The following is a 20,810-nucleotide window of genomic DNA, read 5'->3' as shown; positions in this document are numbered from 1 at the left end:
CAAGCGTCAGCCTGCCCCTAGACTGCCCGAAAAACTGGAGGGGCAGCGTGGAAGAGCGCTCAACGGTAGAGGTGGCAAGTCGCCTGCAGCGGGAGCTGGAAGAAGGCGCGCTCAAGACGGCCATGTTCGGCCCTGTGGCAGCGGCTGAGGCTGTCAAAACTCCTCAGGCAGCGAGTCATGTTGCTCGGCTGCAGTTCACTGGCCGTGGCGCCGAGTACTTCCGCATCTGGGTCGTCAACCTGCTGCTGACCCTGCTGACGCTGGGCGTCTACTCTGCCTGGGCCAAGGTGCGCAAGGCGCGCTGGTTCGCGCGCCACACCCACTTGATGGGCGATGCCTTCGACTACCACGGCGACCCGCTGCGCATCCTGCTGGGGCGGGTGCTGGGGCTCGTTCTGCTGCTGGGCTACAGCTATGCGTTTCTATGGTCCACCACAGCGGGTTTGCTGATGTTCGGCCTGCTTTACGCGGCCGGGCCCTTGCTGTTTGCCAGCGCGCAGCGTTTCAGGCTGGGCAACACCAGCTGGCGCGGTCTGCGCTTCGGTTTCGATGCGCCGTGGCAAGCGGTCTACCGGGTTTGCCTGCCCCTGCTGATGCTCTGGACCATCAGCACGCTGGTGATCGAGTTGAAGCTGGGTGACGCGGCGATGTGGATCAGCCTGGCCTTCACCGCGCTGGGGTTGCCTTGGGCACACGCGCGGCTGAAGCAGTTGCAGCATGTGCATGCGCGCTATGGAGAGCAGGGCTTCAGCTTTGCGCCGGCCCAGGCCCGGTTCTACGGCGTGTATGCCGGTGCCTTAGGCTTGTTGCTGCTGGGCGCCTTGCTCGCCTTCCAGATCATCAGCATGGTGGCCGTGCTCGGAGGCGCGCAATGGGCCAAAGATGGCGTGTTCCGGATCTTGCTGCCCATGGGCTTGGTGCTGATGCTCTGGCTTACCGTCTGGCCCTATTTCGCTGCGCGCATCCAGGGCATCGTCTGGGCGCATACCCGCATTGGCGATATCGAGTTCAGCAGCGAGATGGAGGCGGGCACGCTGTGGAGGCTGGCACTCAAGCAAACCCTGCTAGTGCTGTTGACCGTGGGCCTGTACTGGCCCTTCGCTGCGGTGGCGCTGGCGCGCTACCGCGTCCAGGCCATTGCGCTGCATGCCCGCCAGCCGCTGGAGGACGTGGCAATTGCTGCCGCTGCCGCGTCGGACAAAGGCGCGGCTGGTGAGGGCAGTGCCGATCTGTTCGGGCTGGACCTGGGATGGTGAGTCTCGTGATGCCGAACAAGCCCATTTCACTGAAGCCACTTCCCGCCATCTGGTTCGATGGCCGCAGCAGCCGCCGCCATGAGGTGCAACTGTCGATCGAGGCGCAGACGCTGGTGATGCTGCCGCTTGAATCCGATCAGGCCGCGCAGCGTTATGCCTTTGCTGATCTGCGCATGGGCCAGGCTTGGCCAGATACTGCCCGGCCCTTGGACTTGCCCGATGGGAGTCGGCTGTGGCTCGGCGCTGCGACGGCCGCGATGCTGGTACCCGAACTGCCGCAGCCCGCGCCCGGGCTGGCGCAACGCCTCAGCGCGTCCTGGGCCGGCGCGCTGGCCTGTCTGGTCTGCCTACTTGCGCTGCTGGTCTGGTTTGATCGCCAGGGGGCCGGCCTGGCGGCACAGGGTCTGCTGGGTTGGATGCCGCGCTCGGTCGACCACAAGGTGGGCGAGCTGGTCGAGGCCAAGCTGGACCAGCTCGGCTTTGTGACCTCGACCCTGTCGATGGAACGGCAGCGCCGCCTGCGCGCCCGCTTTGTGGAGGCTGCAGCACAGGCGGCGCCCGGCGTGGCGGTAAAGCTGGAGTTCCTGCGCGAGGGAAAGCACGAGGCTGGTTTCAACGCCTTTGCCTTGCCGAATGGCAGCATCGTGATGTTCGACGGCCTGGCGGAGGGCTTGAGCGATGACGAACTGATGGCGGTACTCGGCCATGAGCTTGGGCATGTGGTGCATCGGCATGGCATGCAGTCGGTGCTGCGCAACTTCGGTCTGCTTGCAGTTGCCAGCGTGGCACTCACAGACTTCTCCAGCGTGGCAGCCACCGCGGCCGGCACAGTCCAGAGCCTGCGCTACAGCCGCGACGCCGAGCGCGAGGCCGACGCCTTTGCGCGTCGCTTCATTGCTATGCAGGGCTTGCCACCCCAGTCGCTGGCTGGCGTGTGGCTGAAGTTCCGCGCCGAGTTGCAACGCAGGGGGATCGGCGAACCACCAGCCTGGTTGTCTACCCATCCAGGCCTGGAGGAGAGGCTGGATGCGGAACGCGAACAGAAGGTGGATCGCTGACCCATCGTCTCGACGGGCCAGCGAGTTGGCTCACTTCGCCTGAATGCGGTTCAGATACTCGACCAGTGACAGGATCTTGCCGCGCACATAGACCTCAGGGTCGTAGGGCATGTCGCCGTAGTACTCGCCGGCCTTGACCTTGTAGTCCATGCCGAAGACCGGCATGTCGCGCGAGCCGTGCCCGACCCCGCCGCCCTCTATCACCTCGTAGACACGGCTGACCGGAAAGACGCCGCCGTTCTTCTTCGCGAGCTGCGTCAAGTCCGAGGAGCTTCGTTTGAGCAGGTCGTTGTAAGGGCCATTGCCTTTGCCGCTCTCGCCGTGGCAAGCGGCGCAGTTGTTCATGTACTCACGCTTGCCCAGATCGACCTTGGGCTGTGCAGCGGCGATGCCGCAGCTGGCAGCCAGCGCGGCGAGCAGGCTCCATCGGGATACTGTGCTTGACTTCATCCGAGTCTCCTTCCGTGTGGTGGTTTGTTGGATGGCGTGCACCCAAACCCGGCGAGGCGTTGCAGAGCATGGGCGTCGCGTGCCAATGATCGGACGCGCCAGGCGCCGCCAGGGTTGCGTCATGTCAAGCATCCGGCAGCCCGCCACTGCGAAGTCTCTCGGAGGCGCCCAGTGCGGGGCACCAGCGGCGAACGCGACGGCGACCGTCAGCGGAATGGCTGTATATAAAATCAGTATTCCTTCCAGCCGCCTGCCATGCCCACCTCCAGCCTGACCCGCGCCCACCGCAGCCGCCTGATGCAGATCTGGCGCTCGGCCGGCTGGCCGTGCCAGGACGCGATCGAACTGGACCTGCTCGCCGCCGGGCTGCTGGAGCGCCGGCCCGATGGCGAGGGGCGTGAGACGCTCAGGCTCAGCGATAGCGGCATCGCCTGGCTGGTCGAGGCGCGCCAGCGCAATGCCCGCCCGGCCAGCGCTCACGACCGGCTGGCGCTGCGCTTTGCCGAGGAGGTGCTGATGCGCCAGGCCGGGCGGCTGGTCTGGCGCGAGCTGTCGCTGCGCGCGCAGGTTGACGATGCGGACGAAGCAGCGGCGCTGCCGCCGCAGCCCTCAGCGCCGCTGTTCGAAGCCGATAGCGACATGCTTGCGCGCATGCCGCGCGTGTGGCGCATGGCGCGGCCAGATCTGTTCTCAGTGCGGCACAGCTCGGTGGAGTCCTATCTGCAACCGCAGGTGCACGAGGTCAAGCACAGCCGCGCCGATCTGCTCTCCGATCTGCGCCACGCCGCCAAGCGCCAGGCCTATGAATGGCTGTGCAGCGAGTGCTACTACGTCTTTCCAGAGGGCGTGGCCCAGCCCAAGGAGATCCCCGAGCAGTTCGGCGTCTGGGTCCTGCGCGGCAGCCTGGCCGATGGCGAGTTCGCGCTGCTGCGCCCGGCGCGCCACCAGCCCTGCAGGCTGCCCTTCGCGGTCTGGATGGCGCTGGCCAAGGCCACGCCGCTGCGCAGCGAGCTGAACGCCGAGCTGGACGAGCCGCTGCAGGCCAGCCTGGGCCAGGTGCCGCCCGACAGCACGCCGCCCGACAGCGCGGCGGCGGCCTGAAGCCCATGGTCTACCGCGTCGCGGTCCGCGAGCTCTGCGAGTTCACCGCCAAGCAGGGCGACCTGGACCTGCGCTTCACGCCGGCGCCGAGCAGCCAGGAAGGCATCGCCGGCCATGTCACCGTTGCTTCGCGGCGCGGCGCCGGCTACCAGGCCGAGCTGCGCCTGTCGGGCGACTACCAGGGACGCCTGCTGGTCAGCGGCCGCGCCGACGGCTGGGACGCGCAGGCGCGCCGGCTCGAGGAGGTGAAGACCTACAAGGGGCGGCTGGAGCGCCTGCCCGAATCGCACCGCCGCCTGCACTGGGCGCAGGCCAAGGTCTATGGCTGGCTGCTCTGCGCCGAACAGGGCCTGGACGAGATCGAGCTCGCGCTGGTCTATTTCGAGGTCGGCAGCCAGCAGGAGACGGTGCTCGCCGAGCGCTGCAGCGCTGGCGAGCTGAAGACGCATTTCGACGCGCAATGCGCACGCTTCCTCGCCTGGGCCGAAGCGCAGCTGGCGCAGCGCGAGGCGCGCGACGCGCAGCTGCGCGCGCTGGCCTTTCCCTTTGGCGAGTTCCGTGCCGGGCAACGCGCGCTGGCCGAGGCCGTCTACAAGGCCGCGATGGCCGGCCGCTGCCTGCTCGCGCAGGCGCCCACCGGCATCGGCAAGACCTTGGGCACGCTGTTCCCGCTGCTCAAGGCTGCGCCTGGCGATGGCGCGGAGAAGGGCAGCGAGAAGAGCGCCGACAAGGGCCTGGACAAGGTCTTCTTCCTCGCCGCCAAGACCTCGGGCCGGCAGCTCGCGCTCGAAGCGCTGGCCACGTTGCGCCAGCAGGCCCCGGCGCTGCGCGTGCTGGAGCTGGTGGCGCGCGACAAGAGCTGCGAATACCCGGACCGTGCCTGCCATGGCGAATCCTGCCCGCTGGCCCAGGGCTTCTACGACCGCCTGCCGGCGGCGCGCGCACAGGCGGCCGAGGACGCGCAACATAAAGGTTCGCTCGTCCAGGCGCGGCTGCGCGAGATCGCGCTGGCGCACCAGGTCTGCCCCTACTACCTGAGCCAGGAGATGGCGCGCTGGGCCGATGTGGTGGTCGGCGACTACAACTACTTCTTCGACCTCGGCGCGCTGCTGCTGAGCCTGACGCAGGCCAACGACTGGCGCGTCGGCCTGCTGGTCGACGAGGCGCACAACCTGGTCGAGCGCGGCCGCAAGATGTACAGCGCCGAGCTGCGACCCGAGACGCTGGCCGAGGCGCGCCACTCCAGCACCGCCAAGCAGTACGCGACGGTCAAGAAGGCGCTGGACAAGCTGCGCCGCGCCTGGATCGCGATGGACAAGGCGCAGGCTGAGGACTATGCGGTCTACGACGAGGTGCCGGCGAACCTGCTCGCCACGCTGCAGCAGTGCAGCAGCACGATCACCGATCATCTGGCCGAACACCCGACCGAGGCCGACGCCGCGCTGCAGGCCTTCTACTTCGAGATCCTGCATCTGGCGCGCATGGCCGAGCTGCTCGATGCGCATTCGCTGGTCGATGTGGCCAAGCCTGCCTCACCCGCAGCCAAGCCGGGCAGCTCGCTGCTGACCGTGCGCAATATCGTGCCGGCGCCGTTCCTGAAGCCGCGCTTCGAGGCGGCGCGCACGGCGACGCTGTTCTCCGCCACGCTGCAGCCGATGGACTACTACGCGCAGCTGCTGGGCCTGCCGGAGAACCACTTGCAGATCGAGGTCGAGTCGCCCTTCGCCGCCGAGCAGCTGCAGGTGAGGATCGCGCGACGCATCTCCACCCGCTATGCCGACCGTGCCGCCTCGCTCGCGCCGATCGCCGAGCTGATCGCGCAGCAGTACGCGGCGGCGCCGGGCAACTACCTGGCCTTCTTCAGCAGCTACGACTACTTGGAGCAGGCGCTGGCCACGTTGCGCGCGCGCCATCCGGCGCTGCCGCTGTTCGCACAGGCGCGCGGCATGAGCGAGGGCGCGCAGCGCGAGTTCCTCGCCCGCTTCGTCGAAGGCGGGCAGGGCATAGGCTTCGCGGTGCTGGGCGGCGCCTTCGCCGAAGGCGTGGACCTGCCGGGCAAGCGGCTGATCGGCGCCTTCCTCGCCACACTGGGCCTGCCGCAGCTCAACCCCATCAACGAGCAGATCCGCGCGCGCATGGAGCAGCTCTTCGGCGCCGGCTACGACTACACCTACCTCTACCCGGGTCTGCAGAAGGTGGTGCAGGCCGCCGGCCGCGTGATCCGCACGCCCGAGGATCGCGGCGTCGTGCATCTGATCGACGACCGCTTCGCGCGCGTTGAGGTGCGGCGGCTGCTGCCGCGCTGGTGGCGCGTCGGCTAGATCGCCGCCATTAGTCGATCGAAGCCCTGCCGATAGCGCGCAGCCAGCAGCGCGGCATGGTCGCGCAGCAGCGGCGCGTCGGCAGCCAGCGCCTGCTGCAACGCGGCGCCCAGCGCGGCTACCTCGACCTCGGCCGGTAGCTCTGCCGGCTCCCAGCTCAGCGCATAGGCCGCATGCTTGCCGATCTGCCCGGCCGGCAGGCGGGGCGAGCGGAGGTTCAGCCGTGGCAGCGCACAGGCCTGCGCGACGATGCGGCCATGCAGGCTGCTGCCGACGAAGCCGCGGCTGGCGGCGATCAGTGCGCAGATGTCCCAGAGCTGCAGCGAGTCCATCAGCCGGACCGCGTGCTTCGGCAGGCGGCTCGCCAGCCGCTGCAGCACGTCGAGCGAGTCATGCCAGGGCGCGGCACCGGCGCGGAACAGCGCCAGGCCCAGGCCGGTTTCCTTGACCAACTGGCGCAGCGGCGCGGCAATCGCGTCCAGCGTCGCGTCGTCGCCGAACTCGGCGGCCAGCTGCACGGCCAGATAGCCTTGCGGAAAAGCCGCGGCGATCTGCGCCGGCTCGCCTTGCGCGGCATGGGCAGCGATGCGCGCGCCGAAGAGCTCGGCCGTCAGTACCGCCGGGTCGGGCAGCAGCAGCGTGTCGGCAATGCCCTCGGCAGCGAGCAGCGCCTGCGTGCGCGCCTCGCGCACGCCGATCGCATCGGCGCTGTGCAGCGCGCGGCGCAGCTCCTCGCGCGCCACGGCATCGAGTGCATCGATCGCCACGCCGCCAACGCCGGCATGGGCCAGGCCGCGCAGGCCCGGGTAGCGCTCGCGGTCCAGCAGATAGGGCAGCTGCGCATCAGTGCCGACCATGCGGCGCACCCAGGCTTTGCGCTCATCGTCGGGTAGGCGCTGCAGCCAGGCGATGCCGGCGTTGACCTCGTTCGCCTCGCCCGGCAGCAGCATCACCGCGGCCTGCCAGGCGGTGCAGGTGAGCGTCTCGCCGCCGACATGCAGCACATCGACCGGCCGCTCGCGCCACTGCGGTGCCAGCGTGGCCAGCGCCTGCACGCGATGGCCGCCCAAGGCGCGCAGGTCGCGCTCGGCGAGGCCGGCGAAAACGATCTCGCGCTCCGGCAGCAGCGCTGCGGCGATGTGTGGGAAGAGCAGGTCGCCGAAGTTGTGGCGATCGAAGGCGCCGAACAGCAGCAGGGGTGGCGTGGCGCTGCTGCTGTCCATGCCCGATTCAGGCGCCGGCGAGCAGCGCCTCGAGCTGGGCGCGGAACACGGCCGGCATCTCGGTCGGCCGGCGGCTTTGCTTGTCGATGAAGACCACGCCGGTCTTGCCGCGTGCCACTTCGCGGCCGCTGTCCAGATCGCTCATGCGGAAGCGCAGGTCGAAGCCGTAGCGGTTCAGCTCGGCCGGCACCATCGCTACATGCATGGTCTCGCCGTGGAAGCCCTCGGACTTGTACTGCGCGCCGATGTCGGCGACGACGATGGGGCAGCCCGCCACATCGCCCTCGCGATAGCCCAGCGACTTGAAGAAGCGCACGCGCGCCTCCGAGACCAGCGTCAGCAGCTGCGCGTTGTCCAGGTGTCCTCCCTGGTTCACATGGCTGATGTAGATCTGGATGTCGGTGGCGAAGGGCGCGTTCTCGAGCGCATCGAACTGCAGGCGGGGCATGGGGACTCTTCAGGTTGAAAGACAGGGGGGAAGTACTTGCCGGCGGCAATCAGGGTTCGGCGCGCAGGCGCAGGATGCGTCCGGCGCCGACCAGCACCAGCAGGCCGATCACCGCGCCGACGAGCAGATCGGGCCAGCGCGCGCCGGTCCAGGCGACCAGCGCGCCGGCGACGATCACGCCCAGATTGGCCAGCACATCATTGGTCGAGAAGATCCAGCTGGCGCGCATGTGGATGCCGCCTTCGCGGTGGCGCATCAGCAGCGCCATGCAGCTGGCATTGGCGACCAGCGCCAGCAGCGCGATGCCCATCATCAGCGGCGGCTCGGGTTCGCTGCCCAGCAGCGCGCGCCGGCCCACCTCGGCCAGCGCGCCCAGCGCGAGCAGCAGCTGCGTCCAGCCGGCGGCGCGTGCGGCGGTCTGGCGCTGCGCACTGCCGCGGCCCACCGCGTGCAACGCCAGGCCATAGACCGCGGCATCGGCCAGCATGTCCAGCGAATCGGCCAGCAGCCCGGTGGACTGCGCCCACCAGCCGGCGACGAGTTCGACGACGAACATCGTGGCATTGATCGCCAGCAGCCAGCGCAGCACGCGGCCTTCGTCGGCGGCACCTGGCATGGCGGCCGGTGCGGCGGGGGCGACGGCTTCATGGGTCTCGACGAGCGCGGCGCCCAGCTTCAGCGGCTGCAGCCGCGCGGTGATCGCTGCGGCATCGCCCTGATGCTCGACGCGCAGTTCGCGCGCGGCCAGGTCGAAGTGCAGCGCGCCCAGGCCCGGCAGGCCGTCGAGCGCGAGGCGGATCAGGCGCTCCTCGGACGGGCAGTCCATCTTCGGCACCGTGTAGCGGCTGGCGCGCAGCTTGGCCTCGGTTGCAGCCGCGGGCGCGGCGGCAGCCTGCAGCGGCTGCGCGCCGCTGGCGCAGGCGTCGGTAGGGCAGTTGCAGCAGTCACTCGTCATGATGCGGCGATTATCCGGCGCCGCTGCTGTGGAAGAATCGGCGCGCCCGCAAGGCATGGATACAGACCGACACCGACACCGACACCGACGAACGCGATGCGCCTGCTGCTGGTGGAAGACGATTTGATGATCGGCGAGACCCTGCTCGACGCGCTGCGCGCCGAGCATTACGCCGTGGACTGGGCGCGCGATGGCGAGCAGGCCGATGTGGCGCTGCGCGGCCAGCGTTACGACCTGGTGCTGCTGGACCTGGGCCTGCCCAAACGCGACGGCCTCGAGGTGCTCAAGCGAGCGCGCGCGCGGCGCGACCGCACGCCGGTGCTGGTGGCCACCGCGCGCGATGCGGTGCGCCAGCGCATCGAGGGCCTGGATGCCGGCGCCGACGACTACATCGTCAAGCCCTACGACTTGGACGAAATGCTGGCGCGCATCCGTGCGCTGCTGCGCCGCGCTGCCGGCCGTGCCGAGCCGGTCTACGAGCACAAGGGCGTGAGCCTGGACCCGGCCACGCACGAGGCCTTGGTCGACGGCCGGCCGGTGCAGCTCTCGGCGCGCGAGTGGGCGGTGATGGAGGCGCTGATCGCGCGGCCCGGCGCGGTGCTGTCGCGCGCGCAGCTGGAGGAAAAGCTCTACGGCTGGGGCGACGAGATCAGCAGCAATGCGGTGGAGGTCTATATCCACGGCCTGCGCAAGAAGCTGGGCGCCGAGCTGATCCAGAACGTGCGCGGCGTCGGCTATATGGTGCCCAAGGCATGAGCAACCCCGGCATCGGTGCGATCCGGAGCTGGCTCTCGCCGCATTCGCTGCGCGCGCGCCTGCTCGCGCTGGTGCTGGCGGCGATCCTGGGCGCGGCGCTGCTGCAGGGCCTGGTGGCCTACCGCAATGCGCGCGCCGAGGCCGACCAGATCTTCGACTACCACATGCAGCAGATGGCGCTGTCGTTGCGCTCCGGCCTGCCGGCCGCGGTGCTGCAGGGCGTGCCGCTGGAGCTGCCCGAAGTCGAGGGCTTCGATTTCGTCGTGCAGGTCTGGACGCTGGACGGCACGCGCGTGTTCCGCTCGCGCGGCGTCGAGCTGCCGCCGCTGGCGGTGCTGGGTTTTGTCGATGCGCGCATCGCCAGCCGCGAGTACCGCGTCTTCGCGATGCGCTCCGGCGCGCTGGTGATCCAGATCGCGCAGGACCTGGCGGCGCGCCAGCGCATGGCCGGCGCGCTGGCGCTGCGCACGATCTGGCCGATCGCGGTGATGGCACCGCTGCTGATGCTGGCGGTGTGGTGGGCGATACGCAGCTCGCTGCGACCCGTCGAGCGCGTGCGCAGCCAGCTGGCGGCGCGCCAGCCCGACGATCTGGCGGAACTCGGCGAGGAAGGCCTGCCCGATGAAATCCGTCCGCTGGTGCAGGAGCTCAACGGCCTGCTGGCACGGGTGCGCCAGGCCTTCGAGGCGCAGAAGAGCTTCGTCGCCGATGCGGCGCATGAGCTGCGCACGCCGCTGGCGGCGCTGAAGCTGCAGGTGCAGGGGCTGCAGCGCGCGGGCGACGACGAACCCGCGCGCGAGCTGGCGGTGGCGCGGCTGCAGGCCGGCATCGAGCGCGCGACGCGCCTGGTCGAGCAGCTGCTGGTGCTGGCCCGCCAGCAGGCCAGTGCGGCCAAGGGCCAGCCGGCCGAGCCCATGCAGCCGGCCGAGCTGCTGCGCCAGACGGTGGCCGAGCTGGCACCCGCGGCGCAGGCGCGCGGCATCGACCTGGGCCTGCACGGCGACAGCGACGAGACGACGACGCGCGGCCATCCGGAGGCGCTGCGCATGCTGATGCGCAATCTGCTCGACAACGCGATCAAGTACACGCCCGAAGGCGGGCGCGTGGACGCGGCCCTGCTGCGTAGCGGCGGCGACGAGCTGATGCTGCGCGTCGAAGACAGCGGCCCGGGCATCGCCGCGGCCGACCGCGCGCGCGTGCTGGACCGCTTCTACCGCGTGCCCGGCTCGGCCGCCGGTGGTAGCGGGCTGGGCCTGGCCATCGTCAAGTCGGTGGCCGAGCTGCACGACGCGGCGCTGGCGCTGGAGCGCTCCGAGCGCCTGGGCGGCTTGCGCGTCGAGCTGCGGCTGCCGATCCGCGACTAAGCAGCCGTCGCGGTGCGCCGACGGCGCAGTGCCAGCAGCGCGGCGGGCAGTGCCAGTGTCCAGCTTGCAGGTTCTGGTACGCCATTGGGCTCAGTTTCCAGCGCGGGTGCCACGCCGGCGCGCAAGCCTTCCAGCGGTACGCCACCGGCGCTCAGCTCCGCATCGAAGGTGCGGCTGAAGTCGCTGCCGGCATTGAAGTCGCAGATATCGCAACCCCAGTAGTAGATGTTGGCGTCGAGCGAGGCCTCGATGAGCAGCCGATGGCCGGCGATCGCATTGAAGTCGAAGTCAAGCGGGCCGGTGTCGGAGCTGAATGACCTGCCCCCGTGCATGGAGTCGTAGTCGTACTGGTCGACCTGATTGAACAGTTCGATGCCGTAGTTCCCATTGCAGCCGACGCTGCAGTACCCCGCGGTTCCGGTCCTGACCGTGGTGTAACTGGACCAGCTGCCGTCAGCGTTGTGTGTCACTCCCCCTTGCCAGCTGACGCCGGAACCGATGCTCAGCTCGAGCAGCGTGATCGGCGTCTGCAACTCGGTGTCGATCCAGTCGAGGTCGACGACGCGGTAGCGCAGCTCCGAGCCCGCCGAGAGCTCGAGCCGGCGCGCGCTGTGCAGATTCAGCCCGTTGGGACTGACGCTGGCACCCGCATGGCTGCTGCCGTCCAGGCGCAACGCCAGGTTCAGCTGGGTGCTGCTGCCGGCAGCGCCGGGAACCAAGGTCTGGGTCGAGAAGCTGCTCAGCGTGCTGAAACCTTGCGTGAAATAGGAGGTGCTGCCGCTTGCCTGCATCTTGCTGCGCAGGGTCTGGAACTCGGCCGAGGCCTGGCCGGCATAGCTGTAAGACTGATCCAGCCAGCTCGCCCACGGAGTCGAGGCGAGCGCGGCGGACTTTTCGCCGCTGGCGGTGCGCTGCCACAGCAGGCCGTTGCTGTCGGAAGACTGTGCGACGACCTGTGACGCCATCGGGCCGGCGTGGACCGTGGCGCTCAGCTTGAGGGCAAGTAGCACTGCCGCGATGGCGGTGCTCGAGGGTTTGATACGCATGGCTTCACTCCCATTGGCTTGATTGAACCAAGCCAATCTAGGAATGCAGCCGTTAGGGCAGCGTTAGGCTGCCGCTGTGCTAGTTGCTTGCCACCAGTGCGGCGATTGCCTGGCCCATCTCCGTCGTCGAGGCGGTGCCGCCGAGGTCGCGCGTGCGCGGGCCCTGGGCCAGCACCTGCTCGATCGCGCGCACGATCGCATCGTGCGCGTCACGGTGGCCGAGGAAGTCCAGCATCAGCGCGGCCGACCAGATCATCGCCACCGGGTTGGCGATGTTCTGGCCGTAGATGTCGGGCGCCGAGCCATGTACCGGTTCGAACAGGCTGGGGAACTTGCGCTCCGGGTTCAGGTTGGCCGAGGGCGCCAGGCCGATCGTGCCGGTGGTCGCCGGGCCGAGGTCGGAGAGGATGTCGCCGAACAGATTGCTCGCCACCACCACGTCGAAGCGCTGCGGCTGCAGCACGAAGCGGGCGGACAGGATGTCGATGTGCTGCTTGTCCACGGCGACGCCCGGATAGTCGGCATGCAGCGCGTCGGCGCGGCTGTCCCACCAGGGCATCGAGATCGCGATGCCGTTGCTCTTGGTCGCCACGGTCAGGTGTTTGCGTGTGCGGCTCTTGGCCAGCTCGAAGGCGTACTTCAGCACGCGGTCGGTGCCGTAGCGGCTGAACACCGATTCCTGGATGACGATCTCGCGCTCGGTGCCGGCGAACATCACGCCGCCCAGATTGGTGTATTCGCCCTCGGTGTTCTCGCGCACCACCAGGTAGTCGATCTCGCCGGGCTTGCGATTGGCCAAGGGGCAGGGCACGCCTTCGAACAGGCGCACCGGGCGCAGATTGATGTACTGGTCGAACTCGCGGCGGAACTTCAAGAGCGAGCCCCACAGCGAGACATGGTCCGGCACCGTGGCCGGCCAGCCCACTGCGCCGAAGAGCAGCGCGTCCATGCCCTGCAGCTGCGCCTTCCAGTCCGCCGGCATCATCTCGCCGTGCTGCAGGTAGTAGTCGCAGCTGGCCCAGGCGATGGGCTGCAGATCGAGGGCCACGCCGAAGCGGCGCTCGACGACCTCGAGCACGCGCAGCGCCTCGGGCATCACTTCCTTGCCGATGCCGTCGCCGGGAATGACGGCGATCTTGTGCGAGGTGCTGGCTGCGGTGCTCATGGGGGCGATGTCCTGCGTCGGGTGATGCGGCATTGTCGCGCCGGGCTTGTTGTGCGACTTGCGTGCAAACATAAGCGAATGGCGATATATGCGAGAATCGCGACGGACTCCGTCCGCCGTGAGGCACCGCATGAGCGTCATTCCCATCCACCGCCAGGACTCGCGTCATCCGCAGGCCGCCGTCTGCATGGCCTGCGAAGTGCGCAGCAACGCGCTCTTCGGCGCGCTGGACGAGCAGGGGCTGGAGCGCATCCATGCCCATATCGCGGGGCCGCTACTCGCCGCGGATGAGCGCGTCTACGGCCGCGGCGAGCAGGGACTGGCGGTCTTCACCGTGCGCTCCGGCGTGGTGCGCTTCGAGCGGGTCACCGAGCGCGGCGATCGGCGCATCGTGCGTCTGGCTGGCCGCGGCGACCTGATCGGCCAGGAGGCGCTGCTGGGCCGCAGCTATGGCGACGATGCGGTGGCCTGCACGCCGGTGGAGCTGTGCCGCATTCCGCGCAGCCTGGTCGACACCCTCGGTGAGCAGCAGCAGACCCTGCTGCGCGAGCTGATGCTGCGCTGGCAGCGCGCGCTGGACGATGCCGAGGCCTGGGTGGCCGAGCTCGCCACCGGCCCGGCGCGGCGCCGCGTGCTGCGCCTGCTGCTGCGGCTGTCGGACTACGCGGACGAGCAGGGCGTCGTCTGGCTGCCGCGGCGCGAGGAGATCGGCGCAATGCTTGACATGACCATCGAGACCGCCAGCCGCTTGATCAGCCAGCTCAGGCGCGACGGCGTGCTGGAGCTGCGCGGCAATCGCGCCGCCTGCCTGAACGTGGCCGCGCTGCAGCGCGCGGTGCGCGAGCAGGACGAGATCTAGGACAGGCGCCTGCAAGCCGGCAGGCTCAGCCAGGGCTGGGCAACCAAGCGACGGCCCGCGCGACCAGCAACAAGGCCACCAGCGCCGCCACACCGGCGAAGCCGCGACGCAGCAGCAGCGGCGACAAGCGCGTCGCCAATCGACGTCCGACCAGCAGCGCGGCCACCGCGGCGCCGCCGAAGGGCAGGGCCAGGCTCCAGTCCAGGCTGCCATGGCTGGCGGCGCCGAGCACGCCGCCCAGCGAGGCCAGCGCGATCACTGCCAGCGAGGTGGCGGTGATGTTGCGCATGTCCAGATCGGTGTAGCGCGCCAGCGTGGGCACGATGACGAAGCCGCCGCCCACGCCGAGCAGGCCGGTCAGCAGGCCCGAGGCCAGGCCCGTGCCGGCGAGCACCACGCTGCAGGGCCGCGTCCACAGCAGCCTCCCGCTGGCCGGGTTGATGTGGCAGGGGCGTCCGGTCACCTGCGCGGTCGTGGCGTTGGGTGCGACCATGCGCCAGGCGCTGAGCAGCAGCACAGCGGCAAAGCCGAGCATCAGCGGGCGTGTGGGCAGCTGATGCGCGAGCAGCACGCCCAGCGGCGCCATCGCCATCGCGATGCAGCCGATCAGCGCCGCGGCACGGTAGCGCACGATGCCTTCGCGCAGGCCGAGCACGGTGTTGATCGCCGCTGCGGCGCCCACCGCGATCAGCGCCACCGGCGCGGCCTGCTGCACGCTCAGGTGCAGGCCGAAGATCAGCATGGGCACCGCGAGGATGCCGCCGCCCGCGCCGGTGAGCGCCATCACCAGGCCGACGATGGCGCCGAGCAGCGGGGGGATGAGCAGTTCGATGGGCACAGGCCGTCTCAGCGTTGCAGCCGGGCCAGGCGCGAGTGCAGCGCCGCAGCGTTGAGCACGCCCAGATGCGCGTCGATCAGCCGGCCCTGCGCGTCGTAGAACAGCGTGGTCGGCAGGCCGCCCGAGCCGACGGCGGGGCCCAGCTGCGAGCGGGCGTCGAGCAGCACCTCGTCCAGACGGAGTTGCTGGCGGGCCAGGAAGTCCTGCACCGTGGCGGCGCTTTCGCCCTGGTTGACGAAGAGGAAGCCGATCTCGGGGTGCTGCCGCGCAGCATCCGCGAGCAGCGGCAGCTCTACCTTGCAGGGGCCGCACCAGCTGGCCCACAGGCTCACCACCACCGGGCGGTTGCGGGCCGCCTCGCGCAGACCGATCGTCTGCCCTCCGGCCACTGCCACCAGCGGCAGGTCCGGCAGTGCGGGTCGGGCGAACAGGCCCAGCGCCGCTGCCGCTGCGCTGGTGGCTAGCAGGCCGCTGATCGCCGCGCCTGCCAGCGCCCGGCGCAGCGGGGCCGCTGATCGCCGCGCCTGCCAGGCCAGCCAGGCCAGGCCGGCGCCCAGCCCGGCCCAGGGGTTCCAGCCGCCGTCGCGGATGTCCAGCATGGCCAGCGGCTGCGCGAGATAGGGCTCGGCATGCAGCAGCAGGTGCACGAGTCGCGCCGCCAGCAGGCCGACAAAGCCGGCATTGAGCAGCGCCTGGCTGGCTGCCTGGCGCCGGGTGTTCGCCTCGTCGGCCGAAGCGGCTCCCTGGGCGGCCAGCCGGCCGGCCAGCCAAGACGAGGCCCACAGGCCCAGGCCCAGCAGCAGCGGTGCGGTCGGCAGGGCCACGGGGCCGAGCTGCAGGGCCATCATCGCGCGTGCCCCTGTCGCATCAATGGTCGCGATGCAGGCGCGCATGCACCCGCTGCGTCGCCTTCCAGACGCCCCACAGCACCAGCGGGATCAGCGCGCCGGTGGTGAGCTCGGGGTTCAGCGGCAGGCCGGCAGTCTTCAGCGCCTTGGCGCCATAGAGCAGCAGGCTGACCACGTAGTAGGAGATCGCCGCGATCGACAGCCCCTCCACCGTGGTCTGCAGCTGCAGCTGCAGTTCCTGGCCGCGGGTCAGCTTGGCCAGCAGTTGCTGGTTCTGCGTCTCGGTGGCGATGTCCACGCGCGTGCGCAGCAGGGCGCTGGCGCGCTCGATGCGCTGCGACAGCGAACTCAATCGTGCTGACGTGGCTGCCACGGTGGCGATGGCCGGCGAGAGCCGGCGCTGCATGAACTCGCCGATGGTCTGCGTGCCGGGGATGGGTTGCTCGCGCAGCTCGGCAATGCGCTGGCGCACCAACGCGTCGTAGGCCTGTGTGGCGGAGAAGCGGTAGAGGTGCTGGGCGGTGGCGCGCTCCACCCGGGCCGCGGCGTGGATCAGGCTGTCCAGCAGCGCATCTTCCGAACCCTGGCGGTCTTCCAGCTGCGCGGTGATGTCGGCCAGCGCGCCCTCGGACTCGGCCAGCATGGGCGCCAGCGACTTGGCCACCGGCAACCCGCGCAGCGCCATCAGGCGGTAGATCTCCAGCTCCAGCAGCCGCGCCGAGATGCGGCCGGCGCGGGTCTCGCTGGTGCCGGGCGGGGCGATCACCAGCATGCGCTCGAAGCCGCTGTCGCGCAGCTGGAAGTTGGTCACCGCCATCGAGTGGCCGTTGCCCAGCAGCGAGGCCACGACGGTGCGCCCGCCCAGCCACTTCTGCCCCAGGGCCAGCGCAGCATGCGGGTCGCTGATGTCGTGCTCCACCATCGCCAGCTTGACGGCGGCCACCGTGCGGCCGGGAATGTCGCGCAGCCAGGCGGGGTCCAGCGCCAATGCCGGCAGCAGGGCCGGGTCCTCGGCACCGAGCAGGGCGTGCGCCGGCAGCGGTTGCACCAGCGAGTAGCGGGTGAACTCGCTGTGGCGCTCCCACTTCAGCGTCAGGCCGCCCAGGCGCAGGCGCAGGAAGTTGTCGGCCAGGTCCTCGGGGCGCAGATGGTCCTGGCCGGGCAGGCTGCGCAGGTGCGCGCACTCCTGCTCGCGGCTCACGCCCTCGTTGAGCACCGCGACCATCACGACCAGCGCCGGCAGGCGTATGCGCGCCGGCGGGCGTGCATGGACCTCGTCATGCAGCAGGCGGCGTTGAGCGTCGTCGGGCGGCAGGACGGAGGGGCGGGAGTCGGCGTCGGGCATGGGATGCAGCACGGGGATGGCAGCCAGCTTGGCGTGGACCCCGAGTATCGGTCCCCGGCCGAACACCCGGCGCCGCACCGGCTTCGCGCGACGGCCGCAGCCTCAGCGCGACGTACTGCGTGCGCTGAGCAGGCCGAAGCCCATGGCGCCGGCCAGCAGGGCCAGCACCGCACCTGCGGCAGGCTGGTTCAGGGCCGCTTGTGCCAGAGCCGGCTCGACAGCCAGCGCCACGGCGACGGCCCAGGCACCGGCCAGCAGCGCCAGCGCATAGCCGCCGGAACGGCCTGCGGCGATGCGCCGCAGTGCGGTGGCCAGCATCACCAGCCAGAGCGCGCCGGCGACGGCCAGCAGCGGCCAGGTGCCGAGCACGAGGCTCCAGCCATCGCTCAGCACAGCGGGAAAGGAAGTCGTGGAAATGGTCATGATCGGGGAGGCGGAGCTTGGTTTCGCCCCGAGGCCGATCGACAGCGCGACGGACGAGGCGTCGGCCTGCAGGGGGCAGGCCGGAATTGCGTCAGCCGGGACTATGCCGCGAAGCTCGGCCGGAGGGCTTGATCTGCATCATCGGCCGGCCGGCGCCAGAGCCGCCAGAATGGCGCCGCCGTGACGGATGCCTCCATGACCACAGATTTCGTCCCTGCCGGATCCGCCGGCGCATCCGATCTGGCCGCCTGGCTGGCGGCCGAGATCGCGCTGCTGGAAATGCGCCTGCAAGGGCAGGGGCCGATGTGCCGGCTCGACCGGCAGGCTGGCGGCGCTGCGGCGCTGAAGGCTGACGAAGGTCGCTATGCCTTGCTGCGTCGCGCCGCGCGCGTGCTGGAGCGCGCCGAGCCGCTGACGGCGGTGCTCGAGGCCGAGGCATCCAGATCCACGGCCCTGCTCGAGAGCAGCAGCGCGGTCGCTGGCGATCCGCTCTGGCGTGCCTATCACCAGGCGGTGCTCAGCGCGGTCGCACAGCTGCGCGAACAGCTGGAGCGCGTGCCGCGCTGAACGCTGGCCCGCTCAGGTGCGGAACACCGCCGAGCTGTCGGACAGACGCCTGGCCTGCTCGCGCATGCTCTCGGCGGCCGCAGCCGATTCCTCCACCAGGGCGGCATTCTGCTGCGTGACCTGGTCGAGCTGCAGGATGGCCTGGTTGACGCGGGCGATCTCGGCGCTCTGCTGCGCCGAGGAGTCGGCGATCTCGCCGATCAGCGAGGCCACACGCTGCACGGCGCCCTCGATTTCGCGCATCGCCTCACCGGCCGACTGCACCAGATCGGCACCGGCGGCGACCTGCTCGACCGAGGTGCTGATCAGGCTCTTGATGTCCTTGGCGGCTTCGGCCGAGCGCTGCGCCAGACTGCGCACCTCCGAGGCCACGACGGCAAAGCCCTTGCCCTGCTCGCCGGCGCGCGCGGCTTCGACCGCGGCATTGAGCGCGAGGATGTTGGTCTGGAAGGCGATGCTGTCGATCAGGCCGGTGATGTCGGCGATCCGCTTCGCGCTGGCATCGATGGCCTGCATGGTGTCGACCACCTGGCGCACCACCGCGTCGCCCTTGGCGGCGGCCTGCGAGGCGCCGGCCGCCAGGCTATTGGCCTCGCGTGCCGAGCTGGCGGTATTGCCCACCGCATGTGTCAGCTGGTCCATGGACGAGGAGGTCTGCTGCAGGCTGGAGGCGGTCTGCTCGGTGCGATTGGACAGATCCTGATTGCCCGACGCGATCTCGGCGCTGGCCGTGCCAATGCTCTGCGCGGCTTGCTGCACCTGGCCGATCGCGCCGGCGATGCGGTCCAGCGCCTGGCGCAACTGGCCGGCCGTACCGATGGTCACCGTGCCGCTGCCGATGGACAGGTTGATGCGACCGCCGTCGTCCATGCCCTCGACGATCTTGATCAGCGCACTCTGCTCGACCGCACGCTTGGTCATCTCCATGGCGATGAAGACTTCGAAACCTGTCTGCACGACCACATAGCCGGCATGGATGAGGATGCGGCCGAAGTCGGGCTCGGACAGGCAGAAGACACCGACGCCGGCCAGCTGCAGGCGGTCGAACAGCACATGGTGAACCGCAATCACTGCGGCTCCGGTGACGATGGGGATCCAGTGGCGGTAGACCAGCAGCAGCGCCAGCACCAGAAACACGCCAAAGTGATACTCCAGCATGCCCTTGGCCAGCTGGATGTGCAGGGCCGTCATGCTCATCAGCACGGTGGCCATGCCGGTGGCCGCCAGCATGGTGCCGCCGGCCAGTGTGCAGAGTCCCACTGCCGCCAGCAACAGCAGCAGCCCCACACCCAGGGCCAGCCCCACATTGCCCCATTGGATGCCCAGTGCCAGGGCGAGCAGGGCCTGGGCGCCGACAACGGCGAGCAGCAGCTTGTCGGCCTTGAGCCAGGCTGCCTGGCGACTGCTTTGTTCGTTGGATCCTTCGCTCGTACCTGTGTACGTCATGCCTGCTCCTTGCGTTACTGCTCAACTGGTGCAGCTTAGTGGCGGGACATCGCTGGGCGCAATGGAAAGAAGTGGCAAAAATGGTGTAATTGTTGTTTTCTAAGCCTTGCCGTGGGCGCGCAGCGCCAGCGCGAAGAGCAGGGCGCCCAGCCCTCCCAGCGCTGCCAGGAGCAGGATCAGGCTCAGCGAGGTGAGCGAGCCCAGCAACGCGGCGGCGGCCAGCGGCCCGGCGGCCTTGGCCAGCAGAACCGGCGTGGCCAGTGCGCCGTTGATGGCGCCATAGTCCTCGCGCCCCCACAGCTCGGCCGGCAGCGCGCCACGCACGATGGTCATCAGGCCGTTGCCGGCACCGTAGAGCAAGGCGAACAGCAGGGCACTGGCACCGAGGCCGCTGCTGCCGTCGATGGCCGGCAGTACCAGCAGCGAGGCGGGCAGCAGCCACAGCGTCAGTGCGCCGACGTGCGAGGGTCGCAGCGAGCGCAGCGCGAAGAACTCCACCAGGCGGCCGAGCACCTGCATCGGCCCGATCAGCGCGCCCACCCAGGCGGCGTCGCGTGCGTCCAGGCCGCGGCTGGCCAGCAGCGGCAGCAGGTGCACCGACAGCGCGGAAAACACCAGGGTGTTGGCGGTGAAGGCCGCGCACAGCCAGGCGAAGCCCGGCCGCGCCAGCAGCGCACGCCAGCGGGTGCCTTGCCGTGCTGCTGCGGGACCGGGCTCGTCCTGCGCTGCTTCGGGCTGCGCGCCGGGCAGCAGCAGCGCGTGGATGGGCAGGCAGACGAGCAGATTGATTGCCGCCAGTGTCCACAGGGCGCCGCGCCAGGCCAGCTGCTCGATCAGCAGCTGCGTCAGCGGCCAGAACACCGTGCTGGCGAAGCCGCCGAACAGCGTCAGCACGGTGATCGCGGTGCGCGGGCCGCCGCGGAACACGCGCGCCAGCACGGCGAAGGCTGGGTCGTAGAGCGTGGCGGCCATCGCTGCGCCCAGGCCGGCCCAGAGCAGATAGAGCTGCGCGAGGTTTTGCACCCAGGGCAGCAGCGCGAGCAGCAGACCCGCGGCCAGCGAGCCCAGGCTCATCAGCGCGCGGCCACCGCGTCGGTCGATCCAGCGGCCCACCGGGGCCGATAGCAGCCCGGCCACGAGCAGCGCCAGCGAGAAGGCGCCGACCACCTCGGCCGGGCTGGCGCCAAGCTGCTCGCGCAGCGGCAGCTGCAGCAGGGCGAAGGCGTAGAACAGGCTGCCCCATGAGACGATCTGCGCGACGCCTAAAGCGCAGACGAGGCGCCAGTCGGAGGCTCTGTGATCCGGCATGCCGCTAGCCTAACCGCTGCCGGCGATGCCCCC

20 protein-coding genes are annotated in these 20,810 nt (G+C 70.0%); 8 read left to right on the top strand and 12 right to left on the bottom strand.

Translation table 11 applies throughout. The features are described from left to right. The first annotated feature begins 71 nt into the window (after nt 1-71). Together AC2EBS_RS09620 and AC2EBS_RS09615 are read left to right on the top strand one after the other, a co-directional pair. Complete coding sequence (locus AC2EBS_RS09620; RefSeq protein ID WP_484728174.1) at nt 72-1,256, top strand: YjgN family protein; 1,185 nt, start codon at nt 72-74, stop codon at nt 1,254-1,256. An 8-nt stretch (nt 1,257-1,264) separates the two neighbouring features. After that, nucleotides 1,265-2,314, top strand: coding sequence for a M48 family metallopeptidase (locus AC2EBS_RS09615; protein ID WP_484728173.1), 1,050 nt, complete (start codon nt 1,265-1,267; stop codon nt 2,312-2,314). A 30-nt stretch (nt 2,315-2,344) separates the two neighbouring features. On the opposite strand, the gene AC2EBS_RS09610 is transcribed toward AC2EBS_RS09615, so the two are convergent. Then, nucleotides 2,345-2,764 carry a c-type cytochrome gene (locus AC2EBS_RS09610; RefSeq protein ID WP_484728172.1) on the bottom strand — a complete coding sequence of 140 codons (420 nt, stop codon included), beginning with the start codon at nt 2,762-2,764 and terminating at the stop codon, nt 2,345-2,347. Nucleotides 2,765-3,019: 255 nt separating this feature from the next. On the opposite strand from AC2EBS_RS09610, the gene AC2EBS_RS09605 reads away from it, so the two are divergent. Together AC2EBS_RS09605 and AC2EBS_RS09600 are read left to right on the top strand one after the other, a co-directional pair. After that, complete coding sequence (locus tag AC2EBS_RS09605) at nt 3,020-3,865, top strand: hypothetical protein (protein WP_484728171.1); 846 nt, start codon at nt 3,020-3,022, stop codon at nt 3,863-3,865. A gap of 5 nt (nt 3,866-3,870) precedes the next feature. Then, nucleotides 3,871-6,186, top strand: coding sequence for an ATP-dependent DNA helicase (locus AC2EBS_RS09600; protein ID WP_484728170.1), 2,316 nt, complete (start codon nt 3,871-3,873; stop codon nt 6,184-6,186). On the opposite strand, the gene AC2EBS_RS09595 is transcribed toward AC2EBS_RS09600, so the two are convergent. Genes AC2EBS_RS09595 through AC2EBS_RS09585 form a run of 3 tightly spaced genes read right to left on the bottom strand, consistent with a single transcriptional unit; the run spans nt 6,183 to nt 8,812 of the window. After that, on the bottom strand, nt 6,183-7,409 hold the full coding sequence (locus tag AC2EBS_RS09595; RefSeq protein WP_484728169.1) for a polysaccharide pyruvyl transferase family protein: 1,227 nt from the start codon (nt 7,407-7,409) through the stop codon (nt 6,183-6,185). The two genes, AC2EBS_RS09600 and AC2EBS_RS09595, sit on opposite strands and share 4 nt — an antisense overlap. A gap of 7 nt (nt 7,410-7,416) precedes the next feature. Further along, the gene (locus tag AC2EBS_RS09590) at nt 7,417-7,857 is read right to left on the bottom strand and encodes an acyl-CoA thioesterase (protein WP_484728168.1); all 441 of its coding nucleotides are present in this window, start codon (nt 7,855-7,857) and stop codon (nt 7,417-7,419) included. A gap of 49 nt (nt 7,858-7,906) precedes the next feature. After that, on the bottom strand, nt 7,907-8,812 hold the full coding sequence (locus tag AC2EBS_RS09585) for a cation efflux transmembrane domain-containing protein (RefSeq protein ID WP_484728167.1): 906 nt from the start codon (nt 8,810-8,812) through the stop codon (nt 7,907-7,909). A 96-nt stretch (nt 8,813-8,908) separates the two neighbouring features. Between AC2EBS_RS09585 and AC2EBS_RS09580 the strand changes: the two genes are divergently transcribed. Both AC2EBS_RS09580 and AC2EBS_RS09575 read left to right on the top strand, forming a co-directional pair. After that, nucleotides 8,909-9,568 carry a response regulator gene (locus AC2EBS_RS09580; protein ID WP_484728166.1) on the top strand — a complete coding sequence of 220 codons (660 nt, stop codon included), beginning with the start codon at nt 8,909-8,911 and terminating at the stop codon, nt 9,566-9,568. After that, complete coding sequence (locus tag AC2EBS_RS09575; RefSeq protein ID WP_484728165.1) at nt 9,565-10,932, top strand: ATP-binding protein; 1,368 nt, start codon at nt 9,565-9,567, stop codon at nt 10,930-10,932. Before AC2EBS_RS09580 ends, AC2EBS_RS09575 begins: the two co-directional genes overlap by 4 nt. Here AC2EBS_RS09575 and AC2EBS_RS09570 read toward each other — a convergent pair. Both AC2EBS_RS09570 and AC2EBS_RS09565 read right to left on the bottom strand, forming a co-directional pair. Then, nucleotides 10,929-11,978: a hypothetical protein gene (locus tag AC2EBS_RS09570; protein ID WP_484728164.1), complete on the bottom strand. Its 1,050-nt coding sequence runs from the start codon at nt 11,976-11,978 to the stop codon at nt 10,929-10,931. The genes AC2EBS_RS09575 and AC2EBS_RS09570 overlap by 4 nt on opposite strands. A 79-nt stretch (nt 11,979-12,057) precedes the next feature. Beyond that, nucleotides 12,058-13,143 carry a tartrate dehydrogenase gene (locus AC2EBS_RS09565; protein WP_484728163.1) on the bottom strand — a complete coding sequence of 362 codons (1,086 nt, stop codon included), beginning with the start codon at nt 13,141-13,143 and terminating at the stop codon, nt 12,058-12,060. A 130-nt stretch (nt 13,144-13,273) separates the two neighbouring features. Here AC2EBS_RS09565 and AC2EBS_RS09560 point away from each other — a divergent pair, with 130 nt between their 5' ends. Further along, nucleotides 13,274-14,002, top strand: a complete 729-nt coding sequence (locus tag AC2EBS_RS09560) for a Crp/Fnr family transcriptional regulator (RefSeq protein ID WP_484728162.1) — start codon at nt 13,274-13,276, stop codon at nt 14,000-14,002. A gap of 25 nt (nt 14,003-14,027) precedes the next feature. On the opposite strand, the gene AC2EBS_RS09555 is transcribed toward AC2EBS_RS09560, so the two are convergent. The 4 genes from AC2EBS_RS09555 to AC2EBS_RS09540 all read right to left on the bottom strand — a co-directional run bounded on the left by AC2EBS_RS09555 (nt 14,028) and on the right by AC2EBS_RS09540 (nt 17,456). Beyond that, on the bottom strand, nt 14,028-14,840 hold the full coding sequence (locus tag AC2EBS_RS09555) for a sulfite exporter TauE/SafE family protein (protein ID WP_484728161.1): 813 nt from the start codon (nt 14,838-14,840) through the stop codon (nt 14,028-14,030). A gap of 8 nt (nt 14,841-14,848) precedes the next feature. Beyond that, nucleotides 14,849-15,733 (bottom strand): prolipoprotein diacylglyceryl transferase family protein, encoded by an 885-nt coding sequence (locus AC2EBS_RS09550; RefSeq protein ID WP_484728160.1) that lies wholly within the window; start codon nt 15,731-15,733, stop codon nt 14,849-14,851. Next, nucleotides 15,708-17,033: a DUF3422 family protein gene (locus tag AC2EBS_RS09545; protein WP_484728159.1), complete on the bottom strand. Its 1,326-nt coding sequence runs from the start codon at nt 17,031-17,033 to the stop codon at nt 15,708-15,710. Before AC2EBS_RS09545 ends, AC2EBS_RS09550 begins: the two co-directional genes overlap by 26 nt. A 102-nt stretch (nt 17,034-17,135) precedes the next feature. Next, nucleotides 17,136-17,456: a hypothetical protein gene (locus AC2EBS_RS09540; RefSeq protein ID WP_484728158.1), complete on the bottom strand. Its 321-nt coding sequence runs from the start codon at nt 17,454-17,456 to the stop codon at nt 17,136-17,138. 195 nt (nt 17,457-17,651) lie between these two features. Between AC2EBS_RS09540 and AC2EBS_RS09535 the strand changes: the two genes are divergently transcribed. Continuing rightward, entirely contained in the window at nt 17,652-18,023 is a 372-nt protein-coding gene (locus tag AC2EBS_RS09535; protein WP_484728157.1) for a hypothetical protein, read from the top strand. A gap of 12 nt (nt 18,024-18,035) precedes the next feature. Here AC2EBS_RS09535 and AC2EBS_RS09530 read toward each other — a convergent pair whose 3' ends face one another. Next, complete coding sequence (locus AC2EBS_RS09530) at nt 18,036-19,469, bottom strand: methyl-accepting chemotaxis protein (RefSeq protein WP_484728156.1); 1,434 nt, start codon at nt 19,467-19,469, stop codon at nt 18,036-18,038. 99 nt (nt 19,470-19,568) lie between these two features. Further along, nucleotides 19,569-20,777 carry an MFS transporter gene (locus tag AC2EBS_RS09525; protein ID WP_484728155.1) on the bottom strand — a complete coding sequence of 403 codons (1,209 nt, stop codon included), beginning with the start codon at nt 20,775-20,777 and terminating at the stop codon, nt 19,569-19,571. Nucleotides 20,778-20,810 lie beyond the last annotated feature (33 nt).

The organism is Roseateles sp. T103 (genome assembly GCF_057219915.1).
This window is presented reverse-complemented; position numbering and strand designations above follow the sequence as displayed.